The organism is Chroogloeocystis siderophila 5.2 s.c.1 (assembly GCF_001904655.1).
GTDB lineage: Bacteria > Cyanobacteriota > Cyanobacteriia > Cyanobacteriales > Chroococcidiopsidaceae > Chroogloeocystis > Chroogloeocystis siderophila.
The window spans coordinates 125,597-146,082 of sequence record NZ_MRCC01000011.1; the positions used below are offsets into that span (position 1 = coordinate 125,597).

Here is a 20,486-nt window from a genome sequence, read left to right on the forward strand (position 1 = left end):
TCAAATACTCTTTTTGTTAGCGAACTACATTTTTACAACAGCAGCTAAGATAAAAAATCTGAAAACTTAATTAAAATTAACTCTTTTCTCTGTGCCCTCAGTGTCTGGAGTGGTTCGTTTATACTCTTTATCATAGATTTTCTCAGCAATATGAAGCTATGGGAAGGATTTTGCTGAAATACGCGTCAATAACTGATAGTTATTTATTCGGTGAGAGGAATGAAAATTAAAGGTAAAATGATTTTGTTTGCTGTTAGCGCAGCTTTAGGGTTGATGCCTTTAATGAATTTGGCGAATGCTCAAAATAACGCAACATCTGCACAACCTTGGTATAACTGTAGAACGCGTGAACTTTGGACTTTGCAAAAGCAAGCTTGGTGTCAAAAAGCTGAGCGAGTGAAAAACATGACTTATCAGCTACCTAATGTTGGTTCAGTTCAACTCCAAAATGGTTCTTATCAGGCTCGAACGAAAGGCGTTACAGTCACGTTAATTGATAAGCCAGGTGCGCTCGCATTTACAGATATTAATGATGATGGAAATGAAGATGCGGTAACTGTGTTAGTAGTCAATGGAACAGAGGCAGTGTATTTGTCACCAGTTCTTAATGTAGCAAGTAATCCGCGTAATGTGAATTCAGTTTTGTTGGGCGATCGCGTTCAAGTTCAGTCGATTGTTGTTAACGCGGGACAAATTCAAGCGAACATCACCAAAAATAACCAAGCACTCACGCAAACTTATACAATATCAGGAAATAATCTCACGCTTGTCTCCGAGTGTCTAACCGCAACCAACGAGCGCGATAGTTATAGTGCAATTAATCTAGAACAAATCAACTCAGAGTTAACCGGAAGCAATCCTAGAGAAATCGCGATCGCGGCGTTTGGAATCCAAGAACCACAAGAAGGTAATTTTCAACAAACAGTAAGTGTTGACGATCGCAATCCTCAACAAGTTGTCGTGACAATGACGCAAAACAATTTACCTGATGATTCAGTGCAAGATGTACGCTATCGTGTAGAATTTGAGCCAGTGGCAAATCAATCGCAATGGCGGATGGTATGGGCTGGTAGACAACAGCGCTGTCGCCAAGGGCGCGGTTCTCAAAACTGGACAACCGAAGCTTGTCTGTAAACTCAAATAAAAAACCTCCTGCATAAATCTTTTAAGCCTACAGACTGAAGCCGTTTGATCGCAGCAGAGGTCAGGTTTTTAGAGCAGCAGAGAAGAAGTTCTTTGTAGCTCTTTTTTAAAGAATTGGCATAACACAATTAGACCACAAAGGTGGTCTTAGTTTGATTAGCGGCGACTGAAGTCGCCAAGCGATTTTATGCAAACACAAACTTGTTACTACTGAGTGTACTTGCTTGAACACCTGTGAGGACAGCGATATCTTGATTTAAAGCACGAATCACCGTATTAGCACCATTTTGTGTAATAGTGAGGTCATCAAACGAGTTAATCGCTGCAACTCCACTAATTCCAATTACGTTGTTACCTAGATTAAAGTCAGTAATTGTGTTTGCTGTTTGTGGTAGTTGATTTAACGCAATCCAGAACTGATCGTTACCAAAACCACCACTCAGGAAATTGCCACCGTTACCAGCATAAAGGACATCATTGCCGAATTGACCATAAAGCTGATCGTTCGCTCCCCCAGCCAATAAAGTATCATTACCAATACCACCGTATAGTTGGTTATTACCCGTACCATCTGCGGCATTTAAATAGTCATTGCCAATACCACCGAGTAGAGTGTCATTGCGGCGAGCGAATAATTCATCGTTACCTCTGCCACCATTAATGATATTGTTACCAGTTGAACCTGGTGCAGAACCTACTAAGTCATCACCATTACCTGCAAAAATAGTTTGTCTACCTTGGGCGGCGATTTCATCATCTCCAGCAGTTCCAAATACCAAGCGAGAATTACCGACTGTGGAAGTTGGATTTGCTAGCGCAAAGCGCGAGAGTAACGGATCGTGATCGCTATCTTGATCGACAAACTCCGCATTAACGTGGACGATATCGTATTCAGCTATCGGTAATAAGCTATCGGTGACTAAAATGTGATCGAGGGCTTGCGAGTTACCTTCAAAAATGTAGCTGTAGCGTTCATTTTCTGGTAGAGTTTCAGTTAAATTGTTGAGGACTTGTTCAGCACCACCTTCTAGAACTTCCAAAGGCGGGAAGAACTGAAATTCATTCAAGTCACCTAATACAATCGCTCTCGCGTCTGAATTTGCTGCTAAGATATCTTCGACAAACTCACGATTAATGCGCGCTTGTTCAGCACGGACATCTTCGCGATTATTTGTAGGAGGTTGAAAGCGACCAAACAGCGGATCGCTACCACTTTTTGCGCTAAAGTGATTGTTGATTAAAAATAACCGCTGACCATTAAAGACAAACTCACCCGCAAGTGGTTTGCGGCTAGCAGTAAATGCTGGATCGTTAGGTTCTACTCTACCAGGACTTTCTGACAGCCGACCGTTAATAATTGTCGTTTCACTTGTTGCAGTACCGCCAGGGCGATCAATAAAGTTCACGCGTTCGGGGTTGTAGAGATAGCCGACGCGAATGTTACCGCCAGGTTGTCCGCCATCTTGTCCATCAACAGGGACGATGTCACGGAATTTGTAAGTAGGACCACCACGCGCAGCGATCGCATCAATTAATACCTGATAAGATTGGGAAGCATCGACAATACCGTTATTTGTTGGACCAGAGTTATCCTGAACTTCTTGCAATGCAATAACATCTGGTGCTTTCAGGTTTTGGGCGATATGTCCGGCGATGCCGTTAATTTGTGATGCAGAACTACCAGGATGAAAGTTTTCGATATTATAAGATGCCACTGTTAAGCGATCGCCTACTGGATTTAAAGTTGTGACTTCCCGCTGTAAACCTCCTGGTGTTGCGGTGACAGGAACAGTACTTAATACTTCAAAGTTACCGAAACTGTAATCTAGAATGCCAGTGACACTATCTATGCGATCGCCAACATTGACTTGCGGTGCAGATCCTGGTGTCAAATTACGGTCGATTTGAATTTGAATGCGTTCGGGGTTAAAATCGTCAGGACTAATTACAATTCCACCACGCGGAGTCCGTCCTGTCGCCGCAATGCCATTATCTCCTAATACCCAAATTTCGTTAAACTGGTTTGTCGGACCAACAACAACACCACCATCAACTTGCACGCGCATTCCTTCTAAACTTTCGTAGAAGTCGAGTCCGTTGCGTTGTGGGTTAAATTCGTTACCAGGATTTTCGACATCACCACCCACAGCATCGCCATAAATTCTTTCCGTAGGTGGCTTCCTTCCTTCTACACCGATAATTGTTGATTCTGGTAGCGCATTACCACGCGACAATATGTTAAAACTTGCACCACTAATCTGCGTTGTTGTCAAATTACCACTACTTGCACCACCAGGACGAAACTCGCCCACGGTTCCACTCGCCAAAACTTCATCGCCTACAGCAACATTGGGAGCAGAAGCAGTAAAGATAAAAATACCATCTGACGTCGCCTCATTGCCGTCACCTGTTGCATCTTGAATGTAAAAGCCGTTATTTCTCACAGCGGTGACGATTCCAGGAACGTTTGTCACTTGCTGTCCTTCTAAGGGTGAACGATGCGATGTTCCTTGAATATCAAAAATCCTTACATCACCAGGTTCAACGGGTTCGGGGTCTGGATCGCCTTGTTCACTAATTGCAATCGTAAAATCATCAATCGCTAAACCATGATCTGCACCAGGGTGATCGGGGTCAAACCAACGTAACCAAATTTCTTGTTCAGCTTCTAAGACTAAATTTGTCAAAGTTGCTGATTTAAAAGTGCGATTAGCATCAGCATTACCATTGAGCGCCCCTGTTGTACCGCTTGTCACCGGGCTGGTAAAATCGAGAGGGTCAAAGTTAATCCAGTTGCCTGTTGTTAAATTTTGCGCTCCGATTTGGTAAGAAAAATCAACTGTTTGCGCGGCGTTTGCACCACTAAAGCGCCATTGTTCGCCAAAGTAACTAATATCTAGTCCAGTAATTGTCTCATTGGTGTCATTAATTAAGCGTACTCCCCAATAGAAATCTCCTGCTGCTGCATTTCCTGAACCAATTGAACCTAAAGCGCGATCGCTGTTACCTGCTAAGCCAAAGCTGTAAAGATTTCCTGCATTACTACTTCCGGTAGATGCGACAATACTTGTTCCGGTTCCAGTTCTTGCTGTGTACCAACCTGGAATTGTCGCGTCATTCGCCCAAGTTGCAGAACCAGAATCAATTAAAGAATCAAAATTTTGTGAGTAACCGTCTTGAAAATTAACCGCTGCCATTTAATCACCTCTGGGATTGTAAGTGCGATCGCAGCTACAGATCTTCCGTAGTCTGCCACTTTCTACAAATCCCACAGGAACTTTAACAAATCTCTATCGGAAGATTAAAACTGATTGGTAATTAGTAACGGGTAATCGGTTTGCATTTATAAGTATTCCCCAACTCCTCGCCTTTTAGTTGTATTGCGGATCGTTTAACTCTTTCCATTTTGCTTCTGCGGCTTGATATGCTGCTAAGTATTCTGCACCACCCAACATGACATCTCCATAGTATTCATAAGGTGCAGCACCGTAAACTGGCAGAGGATTGTCTTCAGGATAGTCTTCTTGTGCTTCTTCTATGGCGGCTTTGAGTTGTTTGAGTGTAAGTTGCTGTGCAGGATAGTAGTAAAGGTCTTCAGCTTTGTTGTTTAAAAAAGGTAGTGTCGGATCGATAATGCGATCTTCGAGTTCGATCCAACTGTGTTCGATGATGCGATAAGGTTTCGCTGCTAAAACTAAAAAGCCTTGTACGTACACTGCACCATCAGTTGCTAGGGCTGCTTTGTAGGCGTTGTCAAAGCTGTGTTTTGCTTTACTTTTGATATTATTAGCGATTTCTCGCGAAACAGTTTCATCTAGTTGTTTACTCATAAATTGAAACTAGTGTTGAGAGCAGAGTATATTTACCAAGCTACTGCATTTAACCTGATTTACCTAAAGCGATCGCCATTGAACCGGTAACGACTAAAATAGCACCTGCGAAACCTAAAAGTGTCAATTGTTCGCTGTCAATCCAACTAAAAATCGACGAATGGGATTAAACGGCATTTAGTCGATACATTGGGGTTTTCCTTTTTTACACACTGCTTAGTGTACTCCTCGACCGCACCTACCCGCTGTAAAGGCTTTTTATGAAAAAGGTTCCGCGCCAAAAACTAGGATTGCTCTTGCTTGTTTGGATGCATTGCACTTTTGAATATCAGCCCTATCTATTCGCAGCAGCCAGTACAACGCCGAATCGAACGAGTGGAAGGATATCTAGCAACGCCAGAACCGCTTGAGTTTAATAAATCGCTAGTGCAACAACTCAGGATACCCGCAGGATTTCTGATTAATGTCTTTACCAAAGACTTAGGGAATCCTCGCAATATCGCGATTGCCCCCGATGGCACAGTTTATGTCACGCGCCGTGAAGAGCAAGATGTTATTGCACTACGCGATCGCAACCGTGATGGACGTGCAGACGAGATGCGGATGATCGCCTCAAATTTACCGTTTGTCAATGGAATTACGATTTATCAAAATCGCTTGTACTATGTCACCGATACGAGTTTGTATGCCTCTGATTTAGGTCGTAACGGTGCAGTTGGTAAACCCCAAGTTTTGATTATGGTGTAATTTATCGCGTAACGTATGCAGGTACAGCAAGAAGATAATTACTAGTAAATAAACTTTCTTCTTCCTTTAGAAAGATATTACTCACGCTTTTAGACGACTTTAAAAACACGCACAGAACCTCCGCAGTTCAAGTCTCCCGTTGAAGCAAGTGACGTGGATTTAGAAGGCGAAAATTTCTTCAAGCTTGTCACTTTTTCGCCACATTGTCTGAGAATACTAGATAACATGACGTTAAATGGCTCAATATTCTAGTTGAAATTTAGCATATCGGAGTATTTGCGATGGGTCTTATCATTACTTGGTTTGTCACTACAATCAGTTTCTTAATTATTTCGAGACTACCCATCGGCGTAGAAATTGATAGCTTTGGTAAAGCTGCATTATCAGCCGCAATTTTTGGAATTCTTAATGCATTTGTTCGTCCAATTATTGCTTTTTTTGCTTTTCCGATTACTCTCCTAACTTTAGGGTTATTTAGCATTGTCATTAATGCAATTATTTTTGGTTTGGCAGCACTATTAGTGCATGGATTCCGCTTGCGTTGGGGAATTTGGAGCGCGCTGATCGGTACGATCGCACTGAGTATTGTTAATTCGATACTATTTAGTATACTCGGAACACTAAGATTATAAATAGTTTAACGTCAATCTCAAAATAAGTGGAAAGAGAAAGATGTTGCAAATGAAAAATCCCTGGGTTGCCGGAACCTTTTGGGTCGTTTTATATCTTTTAATCACGCTTTCTCCTTTGCTGATTCTGTTGATTCATCCAGTACCAGGCGGAAGGGGATTTTGGATCGAATTTTCTGCCGCCTTGGGTTATGTAGGCTTAGCAATGATGATGTTGCAGTTCGCATTAACCGCACGGTTTGATGCGATCGCGGCTCCTTACGGCATTGATATTGTTCTACAGTACCATCGCTACATCACGCAGGTTGCCTTTGCGTTAATTCTGGCGCATCCGATTATTTTGTTCGTTCGCGATGCGGAATATCTACAGCTACTCAACTTTTTTGAGGCACCGTGGCGGGCAAGATTCGCGGTGATCTCGACAATCTCATTAATTTTGCTCGTTGTCACTTCACTGTGGCGACAGAAGCTTAAGCTTAACTACGAAGTGTGGCGCACTAGTCATGGAATTTTGGCTGTCCTGGCGGTGGGATTAGGGTTAGCTCATGCGTTTGGCGTTAATTATTATCTAGCGCTACCTTGGAAAGCATTGTTATGGATACTCTTAGCACTGCTTGCTTTTGGTTCGTTGATTTATGTTCGTTTAATCAAGCCGTGGTTAATGACGCAAAAGCCGTATCGAGTCGAAGCAGTGGTACCACAGCGAGGTGATGTTTATACATTAGTCCTCCGTCCGCAAGGTCATGAAGGTATTCGTTTTTTACCAGGACAATTTGCTTGGTTAACGCTTGATCGGTCTCCTTATCGCATTCAAGAGCATCCGTTTTCATTTTCTTCTAACGGCGATCGCACCGATCAAGTTGCACTGACGATCAAAGCCGTTGGTGACTTCACAAACACTATCAAAGATGTCCAGCCAGGAACAAAAGCTTTTCTTGATGGTCCGCATGGGGCTTTTACTCCTGATCGCTTTGATTGTAGTGGGCTGGTACTCATTGCAAATGGTGTCGGGGTTACACCGATGATTAGCATTCTGGTAACGCTTGCTGAACGCGGCGATCATCGACCGATTCGTTTGATTTATGCCAATGGTTCTTGGGAAGATGTTGCTTTTCGCGAAGACTTGGAATATCTCAATAAGCGATTAGATAGTCTCACAGTAACGCACGTGATTAAGGACCCTCCGGATGATTGGCCTGGAGAATCAGGCTATGTTGATAAAGACCTGCTAGCACGACACATTCCGCAAAATCGCGAAGGTTGGCGTTATTTTCTTTGCGGTTCTCCCCGCTTTTTAGATGAAGCCGAAAAAGCTTTACACGACTTAGGAGTACCTGCAAAAGCTATTCACATGGAACACTTTAATCTTGTTTGATGGAGGTCATAGCTCAAGAATTATGCGTTTCAACATTATGCTCGAAGTTGTTGCTTTTGTTTCGGTTGTCTTGGTTTTGACATCTGCTTTGTTCGGCTATGTTCAAAGAAATCCGGTCGAGCCGAGTATAGATTCTGGTTGGGTTGAACCAACTAACCAATAAACTTTATGCGCATGCGATCGCGTTTTTCCTGGTTTTCCTTCCTAGAACGGGGTAAAGACCAAAAAAAAGTTGAATGAGTTCAAAGCAAAGTCCTTGCAACTCCAGAAGTCCACTGCGGTGGACTTTATTTTTTGGCTGTGAGTTCATTCGCGATTTTACTCAGCATAAATGCGCAAGTAGGATAATTGTCGATAAGCGCTAGTTTATATCTACCCAAGGGTAGTATTTTAGGTGTTAGCTTTATAGTAACTGTTCTTATACTATAAGCAAACTTCACAAACCAAGCTCGAAACTTTACATAAGCTTTAATTAATAATTGGTAAAAATTAATCTCGATTAGTGGTAATCTGTAAAAACAATTAAATTTTCTGTTTACAGAAATTAAGTTTGTAGATATTAGCAGAATGGCAACCTTTGTGCGTTATGACTAAAAGAGGAGTGAATTTAATTATATTATTAGTCCACCAATTTTTATTTATTGTACATTTTTGGAACTTCAGCTAATAAGTCGCAGTCTGTCAGTTTCAACGAATTAAATATTAAAAAAAATCCATAAAATTCCTTCCTCGATTTTGATTAAGGAAAGGAACATTCTATTGAAAATTTGCCAGGAATGTAAAGAGATGGTAGATGCTCTATCAAAGGTTTGGTTACGCTTACGTAACCGCCATTTTTTTGTCGCCGATGCAGTGATTTTTTTGCTGACACCTGCATTAGCACTGGCTTTGCGCCTTGATAAACTATTTGTTTTTAGAGTTTACGGAACCGATGTTCTTATTGTAACAGCAGCTTTTTTAGTAGTAAAGATATTACTGTTGTATCAATTTGGCTTTTATCGTAGGTGTTGGCGTTACGCCAGTATTGATGAATTGATTCAAGTCGTCGCTTCGATGGCTGCGGTCTTAGTAGTTCAAACTTGGTTATTTTATGTGCTGTATTACACGACTGATTTAATCAGTAATTTGCCGCGATCGCTACCGTTGCTCGATGGAATACTGAGTCTCATATTAGTAGGTGGAATACGCTTTAGCGTGCGGGCGCTCGAGCGCGCGTGTCAGCTTCCGAAAACAAATCAGCAATACGAACGCGCTTTGATCGTCGGTGCAGGACATGCAGGTGTGTCATTAGTGCAAACGATTCAGCATAATCCTAAGCTAGGTCTTTATGCAGTTGGTTTTGTTGACGACGATCCGACAAAACTAGGGTTACGGATTCGGGGAATTCGGGTACTCGGCGATCGCCATAGTATTCCTGAAATCATTCGCGCTTTTAATATTGAGCGTGTCATTATTGCAATGCCTACGGTTTCTGGGAAAGTGATTCGCGAAATTGTTGATCGCTGCCAGTCACTGGGGGTGGCAACAAGTACTTTACCCAGCATTCATGAGATTCTCAGCGGTCATGCTCGTGTTGCCAGTATTCGCGATGTCAAAATTGAAGACTTACTACGGCGAGAACCAATAAAAACAAATGTGGAAGCAGTATCGCACTTCCTTAATGGCAAACGAGTTCTGATTACAGGTGCAGGCGGCTCAATCGGTAGCGAGATTTGTCGTCAAGTTCTGCAGTGCTGTCCTGCCGAAATTTTGCTTGTTGGACACGGCGAGAACTCTGTGTTTAATATTCAGCAAGAACTTCAACAAGCCTTAGAAACTTGGCATCGTTGTTCTACCAATATCCCTCGGCTGACGACGTTGATCGCGGATATTCGCTTTGCTGCGCGTTTAGATTATGTTTTTGAGCAATTTAAACCGGATATTGTCTTCCACGCCGCAGCACATAAGCACGTACCTTTGATGGAAGCCAATTCTCCCGAAGCAATTACAAACAACGTTGTGGGAACCAAAAATTTGCTCGATTTGGCGCTGCGCTACAACGTCAAACACTTTGTCATGATTTCCACCGACAAAGCTGTGAATCCTACAAGTATTATGGGTGCAAGCAAAAGAGCCGCAGAGATGTTAGTTCTCAAAGCCGCGCAAGTCAGCAAAAAACCTTTTGTTGTTGTGCGATTCGGTAATGTTTTGGGCAGTAGGGGCAGTGTTGTTCCAACGTTTAAGCGACAAATCGCCGCAGGAGGTCCGATTACGATTACGCATCCTGACATTTGTCGTTATTTTATGACAATTCCAGAAGCTGTACAACTTGTGTTGCAAGCTGCGGTCATCGGTCACGGTGGCGAAGTGTTTATGCTTAACATGGGGGAACCTGTCAAAATTGTTGATTTAGCAAAGGATTTGATTCGGCTTTCGGGTTATGAAGTCGGCAAGGATATCGATATTGTATACACAGGGCTACGACCAGGCGAAAAACTCTATGAGGAATTGTTTATTCCTGGCGAACGCTACGAACCAACGCAGCATGAAAAAATTCTCTCAGTACGCAACGCGAGTGGCATCATTCCTGAAAATTTAGAGTCAATGGTCGCAGCGCTTTGCCAAGCAGCCGATTTGAATGATAATCAAGCGATTGTTTCTTTGCTACAGCAGTTGGTAACTGAGTACAAGCCAGGCGGTAGCAGTACGACTAAAAAGAGTGCGATCGCTCGCACTTTTCGTCAACAAAATCTTACTCAAGTTACGTCCGAATCACTACAACTCGAAAAAGACTTAAAACGGGCATTAATGCAACGCGAGTTGCGAATTCACTATCAACCGATTATCAACTTAGCAACGCAGGAAATTACAAGCTTTGAAGCTTTACTGCGCTGGCAACATCCGCAACAAGGTTTGATTGCACCCGCAAAGTTTATCAACATCGCTGAAGACACAGGCTTAATTGTACCCATTGGTTGGTGGGTATTACGTCAAGCGTGCCAACAACTTCAACGTTGGCAACAGCAATTTCCGCATACACGCTTGGGAATGAGTGTCAATCTTTCGCGCCAGCAGTTTTTTCAAGCTGACTTAAGCGAACGAATCGCCCAAATTTTGGCAGATGTTCGTTTGCACGCAGGTAGTTTAAGGTTAGAAATAGCTGAACACGCGATCGTAGAAGATGATGAATATACTTCGGCGCTGATGCGACAGTTAACTGCTTTGGGCGTACAATTGCAAATCGATAATATTGGTGTTGGTTACTCGTTTTTGAGCTTGCTTCTGCAACTACCACAGCTATTACAAAATAAAAAAATTAGCAGGCTGAAGCTTGACCGCACACTCGTTAGTTGTGACGACAGTGAAACTGCGGAGATTATGCAAACGATTACCGCGATCGCGCAGGATTTACACATAAACGTGACAGCTACCGGAGTCGAGACAACTCAACAGCTTGCGCGTGTCAAAGCACTCAATTGTGAATACGCACAAGGTTATCTATTTTCTAAACCTTTAGAAAGTCAAGCTATTCATTCACTACTTACAACACGTTTTAGGGCGACGTTTGCTGAACTTATTTAATCTAGATCTAATGCAATGTCTGTATTCAATGACAGAAAAATTACTGAGAAATACAAGTATTTTGATAAGGAGTATTTTCAACTGAGTAAATCTTCTGAGCAATCAACATAAATAAATAATATTTATTTTCAGTGAATTTGCTCTAGCTGTAAGATAAGTGTAAAGTTATCTTCAGCTTGTTGTTTGGTTGCGTGTAGCTGCAATAAAGCACTAACTCACCTAGCCACACAAGAAATGAAGTGTATGCAACTAGATCATGGTAAGCCGATTCTTCCAACGTTTACATATACCTATTGTCTTTTCATTGCTGAGCCTAACTATTAATGCCTCTTGTCACGCCGCTACAGCTATGAATGCTGAAACAAAAACTTATCAAGGAAGTGGAGAAACCTTCGCTAATCCTGAGCGTGGGTTCTATATCAACTCTATCACGAAGCATCAAGATACTCCTTTGACGGCTATTCAAGCAGCAACAGCTAAAAAGAGAAACATAAGTTTAATTCGGCGAATTTATGTTATTCCTCAGTACCGTTACAGTAGTTTACCATCATCTTTTCTTGAGTTCGTAAAACAAGACTTTAACATAGCTCGACAAGCTGGAATCAAATTAGTTGTTCGCTTTGCCTATAACTGGGATATAGGTGGTTATGATGCCCCTAAAGATGTGATTTTGACGCACTTGGAGCAATTACAACCAATTTTGAGAAACAACTACGATGTGATTGCTTATCTAGAAGCAGGGTTTGTTGGTGCTTGGGGACAGTGGAATCGTTCTTCGCATCAGCTAATTAACAATACAACTCTTGACGTAACACCAGATTCACGCGCAATATTTTATAAAATTCTTGCGGCTTTACCATCTCAGCGAATGGTTGCTTTACCATTTCCTAAGCAAAAGATGGATATATTTAACACAACTCAACCGCTTAAATCGAGCGAAGCTTTTAGTGGAAGTGCACGTGCGAGAACCGCTACTCACAATGACGGCTTTTTAGCAAGTTCGGACGATTTGGGATTTTACACTTATCGCCAGGTTGAAAGAGATAAGCAATTTTTGAGTGTTAATAACTTGTATGTCGTGCATGGTGGTGAAACAGCCAGCGCTAGTGGCCCTGCTCAAGCTTATATTGGTTGTGCGAATGCGTTAGCAGAGATGGCAAGATTACGCTGGAGCGTCTTAAATTTGGAATTTCATCAATCTGTTATTCAAGGATGGAAAAATCAAGGCTGTCTGCCGGAAATCAGACGACGTTTAGGCTACCGCTTTCGGCTACTCAAAACAACAATTCCCACTCAAGTCAAGCCATCAGGCACTTTTGCAATGAGCTTTGTTGTTACTAACGATGGCTGGGCTAATGCTTACAATCCACGTCGCGTAGAAATCGTTTTACGTCACAAACAAACAAAAAAAGAATATCGTCTACCAGTGCAAGAAGATCCGCGCAGATGGCTACCTAGTCAGATTAAAACTGTAGAAGTTGTCGCAGGTGTTCCTGCAAATATGTTGAGTGGAGAATATCAAGTTTTCCTCAATCTTCCCGATCCTTCACCAAGATTATATAATCGCGCGCCATACTCTATTCGACTAGCAAATCAAAATGTTTGGGAAGCCGCGACAGGCTATAATTTATTAGCAAGTAGTGTAACAGTTACTTCCAACGTATCCGGAAGTAATTACTCAGGTAGCCAATTTTTTACTTCTCGGTAATTCTTCATTCAAAACGCGTTTTAATTTGTTAAATATCATGTTCTGTAGCGGATACCTCAGTAGCTCCGCTACTTTGGTTTTTAGAATAAAATTTCTAACAAACTTTTGATGAAATGTAGTCATTTATTGTAAAATATATACATTGAAGCTAAACAATTACAAGTTATTCTGAATGTTATTTAAAAATTAAAATGGTTATCTAATCTACAAGTTTTGGTCTGAACTAAGTTAAATTGATTGGATAAATAAAAGACCTGTGCAGGCAAAATGCAAATGCACAGTACATAGTCATTTATCTGGGTATACGCAAAAAAGTAGCAAGCTATTTCAAGGAACTGGCAAGTGCAAAAATTACTAAATGGTTGGACAAAACTAACAAGCACTTCCGTCAACCGGAAAATTTTTGGTGCAGCAATGACGGTTGCTATCTGGACTGCGTTTGTTAAAGTAGCAGCTGTGATTAAAGAACTTGTTATTGCGTGGAGATTTGGAACAGGTGACGCGGTTGATGCTTTTTTAATTGCTTTGTTAGTGCCAGCTTTTATTATTAATGTAGTTGCCGGCTCGTTTAATGCAGCTTTGATTCCAACTTATATTCAAGTTCGCGAAAAGCAAGGTATGCAATCAGCGCAGCAGCTATTTTCTGGAACAATGGTTTGGGGCTTGGTTGTACTCGGATTAACTACTTTTTTGATGATCGCAACAGCACCAATTTATTTACCTTGGATCGCGGCTGGATTTGATTCAGAAAAGCTTCGCCTAACATTTTACTTGCTGTGCGCGATCGCTCCAATTGTATTGTTGAGCAGTATTGTTACAATCTGGGGAGCCGTTTTAAACGCAGGTGAGCGTTTTGCGTTAGCTGCGATCGCTCCGATCGCAACTCCCGCGATAACCGTTCTCTTTTTATTCATCAAACCCTGGGGAATCTTTGCGTTAGCCGCTGGATTAGTTGCAGGTACTGTCTTAGAAATGATTTTACTTAGCTTAGCATTGCGAAAACAGGGTATATCGTTACTACCAAGGTGGTATGGTGTTAGTCCTGCGATTTGGCAAGTTGTGCAGCAATGCGTACCAGCGCTGATTGGCGCATTTATTATGTGTAGTGCTACTTTGATAGATCAATCAATGGCAGCAATGTTAGCTCCAGGAAGTGTCGCATCGCTCAATTACGGTAATCGTGTTATTGCGTTTCCGATTACGTTAGCAACAACCGCACTCAGTACCGCAGTTATTCCTTATTTTTCGCGAATGGTTGCTTGCAATGAATGGTTAGGAGTCCGCCGAACTTTGAATCGCTATATGTGGCTCATTTTTGCTGTCTCTTTACCTGCTACGGGATTATTATTAATCAGTTCTGAATTAATTGTCCAAATTCTCTTTCAACGTGGCTCTTTCACACCTGAAGATACACAGGTCGTTGCACAAATTCAATCATTGTATGCACTCCAAATCCCATTTTATATAGCTGATATTTTTGTTGTTAAACTACTCATCTCAATGCGGCTAAATTATATACTCATGTGGGTATCGGTTTTTAATCTTGTAATTAATATCAGTCTCAACTACTTATTTATGCAGTGGATTGGAGTTGGTGGTATTGCTTTATCGACTAGCTGTGTCTACGTATTCTCTTTTTTCTATCTACTTTTCTTTGCTCACAAAAACTTAAAAATATTCGCGACACAATGCAATTAACACTAGTATCTGCAACTCTTTCGTGTGGTGGAGCAGAGCGAGTTTTAGTTCTGCTTGCAGAAGGCTTCTTACGACAAGGACATGATGTTGCTGTAGTAACACTTTCAGGAAAGGAAAATGATTTTTATCAACTACCGCCAGGTGTCAAACGAATTGCTTTGGATGTAATGCAGCAGTCTCCTTATTTGCTTGCAGCCGTGAAAAATAATTTTTATCGTTTGTTACAGTTGAGGAGTGCGATTCAGTCATTACAGCCAGATGTAGTGATTTCTTTTGTCGCTCAGACTAACATTGTAACGGTGTTATCACTGCAAGCAACAGGATATCCGGTAATTGTCACAGAACATTGTGATGTGGGGATGAAATATGTTGGTGCTATTTGGGAAAAGCTGCGTCGAATTACATACCCGCGTGCAGCCAAAGTCGTTTGCGTGAGTCAAGGCGTCGCCAGCGCTTTTGAGTGGGTTCCTGTTGAAAAGAGAAGTGTGATTTACAACCCACTTGTGATTCGTGAAAATCTTCAGGCTGAAGCGCACCTTCCACAAAGTATTGATATGCAAAAACAGTGGATTGTGGCTATAGGAAGATTAACTTACCAAAAAGGCTTTGATCTTTTAATCTCTGCTTTTGGACAAATCGCGACTCGATTTCCTGAGTGGCAATTAATTATCTTAGGAGAAGGAGAGTTACGGCAAGAACTAGAAGCTTATGTCGCTAAATTAGGTCTATCACATCAAATTGTTTTGCCTGGGGTTGTTCATAATCCTTTTGCAATTTTGAGGAAAGCAAAATTTTTGACGATGGCTTCTCGGTTTGAGGGTTTTCCAATGGTACATGGAGAAGCGCTAGCTTGTGGTTTACCAGTTGTTTGTACTGATTGTCCTAGCGGACCTAGAGAAATTGTTCGCGATCGCATCGATGGCATCCTCGTTCCTAATGGAGATGTTACGGCGCTAGCCCAAGCAATGCAACATTTAATGACGGATGAAACCGCACGCCAGCAATTAGCTAGCCGCGCGCCAGAAGTTTCAGCAAGATTTAGCCTTGAAAGTGTTATGCGCAAATGGGAAGCGTTGTTTAAGGAAGTGGTGCAAAATTAGCACTAGTCGCGGCTTAGTAAATTTATGCCTCAATTTTCTTTAACGAAACGTATTGCTTTTTTTCTTCCAGCTTTGCACGGTGGCGGTGCGGAAAAAGTGGCGATTAATCTTCTGCAAGGAATGTTGACTTATGGTGTTTCCTTGGATTTAGTTTTGGCAAGCAAAGAAGGACCTTACTTAAAACAAGTTCCCTCGCAAGTGAGAATTGTCGATTTAGCCGCGGGAAGAGTCATTAAAGCGATCGCACCTTTATCGCGCTATCTACGGGAAACTCAGCCTGAGGCGTTATTATCGCACATGAATCACGCGAATGTGATCGCGGTGATTGCCAAAGTGCTCGCATCGACCAACACTCGCCTTGTTCTAGTAGAACACGATACGCTGTCGGTAGCTCAACCGAAACTACTGCGTGCCAAGCTGCTACCGCTATTTATGAAATCGCTGTATCCCCACGCCAATGCAATTGTAGGAGTTTCTCAAGGTGCTACTTCTGACTTAGCGAAACATTTAGCTATTGCCCCACAAAAGTTGCATGTTATCTACAATCCGGTTGTTGACGAGCAGTTAATAACTAAAGCAAAAGCAATTCCAGAGCATCCTTGGCTCCAGAATAGCACTATACCTGTATTCTTAGCCGTGGGTAGGCTAACAACTCAAAAAGATTTTGGTAGCTTGATTCAAGCCTTTGCAATTTTACGCAAAATACGACAAGTACGCTTGCTGATTTTAGGCGAAGGTGAAGCCCGACAAGAGTTAGAAGCACTTGCCCAAAAACTAGGGATTGCGGAAGATGTCGCTTTACCTGGGTTTGTGGAGAATCCTTATGCTTACATGAGTCGAGCCGCTGCGTTTGTCCTTTCTTCGCGTTGGGAGGGTTTACCAACTGTATTGATTGAAGCGATGGCTTGTGGTTGTCCTGTAGTGTCTACGAATTGCCCAAGCGGTCCAGAAGAAATTTTAGCAGCAGGAAAGTACGGTGTTTTAGTTCCAGTGGGCGATATCTCTGCTCTTGCGACAGCTATGTTGAGCACATTAGAGCAACCAGTTAATCAAGAATTGTTGATTCAACGCGCTCAAGATTTTTCTTTACAACAAGCAGTTCCTAAATATTTGGCGCTACTCGGTCACAACAAAGTGTAGCACAGGGGATATAGGCAAGTAAAACTATGTGATTATGAATCCTATTTTAGAGCAAAAGCAAAATTTAATCTTTTATTACCAATGTGTTTTGGCAGTCGCGGCTGTTGTTGTTTTCTTTTCTGATATAGACCTTTATTTTTTCCGAACAGGACAAGCCCCTGCACCTGTCACATTGGTTTTTCTGTTTGGATTTGGCGCGATTCCTTTACTCTTATCAATATTTAGTAGAATTCAATATTTCTCATTACCTATTGTTGTTTGGTGTAGCAGTTATCTATTAATATCTTTGTTTTCCTTTATCTTGTTTTTATCTTCTGATGCTGGCTATCAAGAGTTAAGATTAAGAATTTTATCAGTGTTGTTTTTCTTAATAATGTTATTGATATTTTCAAAATATCATGCAGTGCAACTATCAGCAAGATATGCAACTATTATTATTGGCATTATGGGAGTTATTAATAATATTTATGAATTAATTAATCCATTAGTATTTGGTGGCTTTAATGATACTGGTCGACCAGCGGGATTTTATGTAGATCCAAACAGAACTGGATGTGCTTTGGTGTTAAGCGTGATTTTTGGAACTGGATTAGTTCCTCAAAAGTACCGTCCTTATTTCATTGCGCTGATAGGATTAGGAATTTTGTTGACTTTTTCTAGAGGTGCTATTTTGGGATGGCTTTTAGTTGTTCTCATTTTTATTAAAAATAATGTGATTAGTAAAAACCAACTCATTTACTGGTTATTAGGAGCAGGAATTGTTGCTTTTGTTGTAGGCTTTTCAATTGATAACTTGATTAATGTTAATCAACTGCCGTACGGAGTAAGAGAGAGAATTGAATGGTTTGAAAACCCAACCGCGTCAGAACACTCTGCTGATTCGCGGATGCAAATTTTAATCGCGGGATGGCAGTTATTTGCACAAAGTCCGTTATGGGGAAACGGCATTGCTTCGACAATTGATTGGAACTACAAAATATCAACGCATAATATGTATTTGGTATTTATGGCGGATCATGGTTTTTTAGGTAGCTTGATTATGCCTTTGTTTGTTTGTGCAGTAACGCAGTCAACTAAAGGAGAAAACCGTTATATTGCCTTATCGTTTACTGTTTTTATTCTGTTGTGGGGTTTGTTTAGCCACACAATACTCGAAGATAGATTTATATTGTTGAGCTTTGCTTTGATGGCAGCTTTGAGTGTGACAAGCCAGCAAGCAGAAAAATATCACTTATGGCAGGAATGAGAATTGTTCATATCATCACTGGACTTTCTGCGGGTGGTGCAGAGATGATGCTTTATAATCTTTTGTCCCGCACGCACCGCGATCGCTTTTACCCGATAGTTGTTTCCTTGATGGATCGCGGCATGTTGGGCGATCGCATTTCAGTGTTAGATATTCCTGTCTATACGCTAGGTATGCAGCCAGGGATGTTACCAACACCTGATATTCTTTGGAAATTAATTCGCACTTTACGTCAATTGCAACCTAATTTTATTCAAGGGTGGATGTATCATGGCAATTTAGCCGCATACTTTGCAAGTCGTTTTTTTGCGCCGAAAGTACCAGTCGTTTGGGGAATTCATCACTCGATTGCGCAACTCGATGCTGAAAAGCAAATGACACAAGCAATTGTCAAATTGAGTGCCAAAATATCTCATTCGCCAAAAAAGGTAGTTTTTGTCTCTCAAACAAGTAAAGCGCAGCACGAAGCTATAGGATATTGTCAGCAAAATAGCTGCGTGATTCCTAATGGTTTTGATACGACGCGGTTTCAACCTTCATCACAAGCAAGATCAGAAGTTCGCACAACTTTAGGATTAGCAGCGGATACTTTATTAATCGGATTATTCTGTCGTTATCATCCGATGAAAGACCATGCAAACTTTTTTCATGCAGCCGCACTTCTGACTAAGAAATATGCAAATGTCCATTTTTTGCTAGCTGGTACTGATGTCACTCTTGCCAATCAAGACTTACAACAACTTATTAGAATAGAGCGATCGCAGGTGCATCTTTTAGGTGAACGTAGTGACATACCACAGCTAATGGCAGCACTTGATATTGCAACTTTGGCATCTGCCTATGGTGAGGCATTTCCTTTAGTTGTTGGTGAGGCGATGGCGTGTAGTGTACCATGTGTTGTTACTGATGTCGGCGATTCTAAGTGGATTGTCGGCGATACAGGCAAAGTCGTACCGCCAAAAAATCCGCAAGCGCTTGCAGACGCTTGGCAAGCACTGATAGAAATTGGCTCGTCTAAGAGAACCGCTTTAGGAAAAGCTGCAAGAACAAGAATTCAAGAAAATTTCGCCCTCGATCCGATTGTTGCCCAGTATCAAGCTTTATATGCCTAAACTTTTGATAGTTACGACGATTCCAGCTACTGTGCGCGCGTTTCTTTTACCCTATATCGCGCACTTTCGCGCCCAAGGTTGGCAAGTCGATGCTATGGCAGCAGCAATCACCGATTGTTCTGAGTGTACGACTGCGTGCGATCGCGTTTGGGATGTTACATGGTCGCGCAACCCTCTCGATCCGCGCAATTTTATTGATGCACCGCAACAAATTCAACAAGTTCTCGCGCAACAAAATTACGATCTAGTCCACGTTCATACACCAGTTGCGGCGTTTGTTACACGTTATGCGATCAATCGTTGGCAAAATCAAAGAAAACCAAAAGTCATCTACACAGCGCACGGTTTTCACTTTTATCATGGTGGATCGCCAGTCAAAAATACGATCTTTCTCACATTAGAAAAACTGGCGGGGCGTTGGACAGATTATCTTGTTGTGATTAATCGTGAAGACGAACAAGCCGCAAAGCAACACCAAATCGTATCTGCGGCAAAAATTCGCTATATGCCAGGAATTGGAGTTGATACCAATTACTATAATCCGCAGACAGTTGCTCGCACTGATGTCGCGCAGCTACGCGAAGAATTAGGATTGACGTCAGAAAATGTACTCTTTTTGTCGATTGCAGAATTCATTCCACGCAAGCGTCATCGCGATCTTCTCCAAGCCTTTGCTTTGTTAAAACCACATACCCACTTAGCATTAGCAGGAACAGGAGTATTACAACCACAGTTACAAAGTTTAGCCGCGCAATTGGGAATTGCTCAACGCGTTCATTTTCTGGGATTGCGACGCGATATTCCGGTTCTGATTCGCGCTTCAGTCGCGACCCTACTTGTTTCAGCGCAAGAAGGATTACCCCGAAGTGTGATGGAGTCTCTCAGCTTAGAGGTTCCTGTCATTGGTACGCAAATTAGAGGTATTCAGGATTTATTACCATCAGAACTTTTGGTTCCACTAGGAGATATTGCTGGAATCGCACGGGTAATGAATTGGGTATTAGAACATCCGCAAGCTGCGCAAAATTTAGGCAAAAAAGGACGCGATCGCATGGCTGATTATGACTTACGCCAGATTATGGCGATGCATGAAAAACTCTATACTGAAGCCTTGCTATGTACGATGTCAAAGTCTATCTAACAAGGTTGGAATGGTTTGTCCAAGCTGCCCTTTCCTATCGCAAGCAAGTATCATAA

Annotated in this window: 15 protein-coding genes; 13 read left to right on the plus strand and 2 right to left on the minus strand. The window is 41.8% G+C overall.

The window, feature by feature from the left end; genetic code table 11:
• Nucleotides 1-219: 219 nt before the first annotated feature.
• Nucleotides 220-1,134, plus strand: coding sequence for a hypothetical protein (locus NIES1031_RS23395; RefSeq protein WP_084544362.1), 915 nt, complete (start codon nt 220-222; stop codon nt 1,132-1,134).
• A 194-nt stretch (nt 1,135-1,328) separates the two neighbouring features.
• Here the strand turns inward: NIES1031_RS23395 and NIES1031_RS14565 are convergent, their stop codons facing one another.
• Nucleotides 1,329-4,340: an endonuclease/exonuclease/phosphatase family protein gene (locus tag NIES1031_RS14565; protein WP_073550259.1), complete on the minus strand. Its 3,012-nt coding sequence runs from the start codon at nt 4,338-4,340 to the stop codon at nt 1,329-1,331.
• A 174-nt stretch (nt 4,341-4,514) separates the two neighbouring features.
• Complete coding sequence (locus tag NIES1031_RS14570; RefSeq protein ID WP_073550260.1) at nt 4,515-4,973, minus strand: hypothetical protein; 459 nt, start codon at nt 4,971-4,973, stop codon at nt 4,515-4,517.
• 321 nt (nt 4,974-5,294) lie between these two features.
• Here NIES1031_RS14570 and NIES1031_RS14575 point away from each other — a divergent pair, with 321 nt between their 5' ends.
• From NIES1031_RS14575 to NIES1031_RS14625, 12 genes are all read left to right on the plus strand, one after another.
• Complete coding sequence (locus NIES1031_RS14575) at nt 5,295-5,720, plus strand: SMP-30/gluconolactonase/LRE family protein (RefSeq protein WP_143167784.1); 426 nt, start codon at nt 5,295-5,297, stop codon at nt 5,718-5,720.
• A gap of 281 nt (nt 5,721-6,001) precedes the next feature.
• Nucleotides 6,002-6,352, plus strand: coding sequence for a phage holin family protein (locus NIES1031_RS14580; protein ID WP_073550262.1), 351 nt, complete (start codon nt 6,002-6,004; stop codon nt 6,350-6,352).
• A gap of 49 nt (nt 6,353-6,401) precedes the next feature.
• Entirely contained in the window at nt 6,402-7,724 is a 1,323-nt protein-coding gene (locus tag NIES1031_RS14585; RefSeq protein ID WP_073550311.1) for a ferredoxin reductase family protein, read from the plus strand.
• 22 nt (nt 7,725-7,746) lie between these two features.
• Nucleotides 7,747-7,887 (plus strand): hypothetical protein, encoded by a 141-nt coding sequence (locus NIES1031_RS24420; protein WP_178378147.1) that lies wholly within the window; start codon nt 7,747-7,749, stop codon nt 7,885-7,887.
• A 623-nt stretch (nt 7,888-8,510) separates the two neighbouring features.
• Nucleotides 8,511-11,285, plus strand: a complete 2,775-nt coding sequence (locus tag NIES1031_RS14590; RefSeq protein ID WP_073550263.1) for a polysaccharide biosynthesis protein — start codon at nt 8,511-8,513, stop codon at nt 11,283-11,285.
• Nucleotides 11,286-11,634: 349 nt separating this feature from the next.
• Complete coding sequence (locus NIES1031_RS14595; RefSeq protein WP_084544363.1) at nt 11,635-12,993, plus strand: DUF4832 domain-containing protein; 1,359 nt, start codon at nt 11,635-11,637, stop codon at nt 12,991-12,993.
• A 342-nt stretch (nt 12,994-13,335) separates the two neighbouring features.
• A complete protein-coding gene (murJ, locus tag NIES1031_RS14600; protein WP_073550265.1) occupies nt 13,336-14,691 on the plus strand; it encodes a murein biosynthesis integral membrane protein MurJ in 1,356 nt (451 codons plus the stop codon).
• Nucleotides 14,682-15,791: a glycosyltransferase family 4 protein gene (locus NIES1031_RS14605; protein ID WP_073550266.1), complete on the plus strand. Its 1,110-nt coding sequence runs from the start codon at nt 14,682-14,684 to the stop codon at nt 15,789-15,791. Before murJ ends, NIES1031_RS14605 begins: the two co-directional genes overlap by 10 nt.
• 24 nt (nt 15,792-15,815) lie before the next feature.
• Nucleotides 15,816-16,931 (plus strand): glycosyltransferase, encoded by a 1,116-nt coding sequence (locus NIES1031_RS14610; protein ID WP_073550267.1) that lies wholly within the window; start codon nt 15,816-15,818, stop codon nt 16,929-16,931.
• A 34-nt stretch (nt 16,932-16,965) separates the two neighbouring features.
• Entirely contained in the window at nt 16,966-18,177 is a 1,212-nt protein-coding gene (locus NIES1031_RS14615; RefSeq protein ID WP_073550268.1) for an O-antigen ligase family protein, read from the plus strand.
• On the plus strand, nt 18,174-19,289 hold the full coding sequence (locus NIES1031_RS14620; protein ID WP_073550312.1) for a glycosyltransferase family 4 protein: 1,116 nt from the start codon (nt 18,174-18,176) through the stop codon (nt 19,287-19,289). The genes NIES1031_RS14615 and NIES1031_RS14620 overlap by 4 nt, the downstream gene beginning before the upstream one ends.
• Nucleotides 19,282-20,430 (plus strand): glycosyltransferase, encoded by a 1,149-nt coding sequence (locus tag NIES1031_RS14625; protein ID WP_073550269.1) that lies wholly within the window; start codon nt 19,282-19,284, stop codon nt 20,428-20,430. Before NIES1031_RS14620 ends, NIES1031_RS14625 begins: the two co-directional genes overlap by 8 nt.
• The last annotated feature ends 56 nt before the right edge of the window (nt 20,431-20,486 follow it).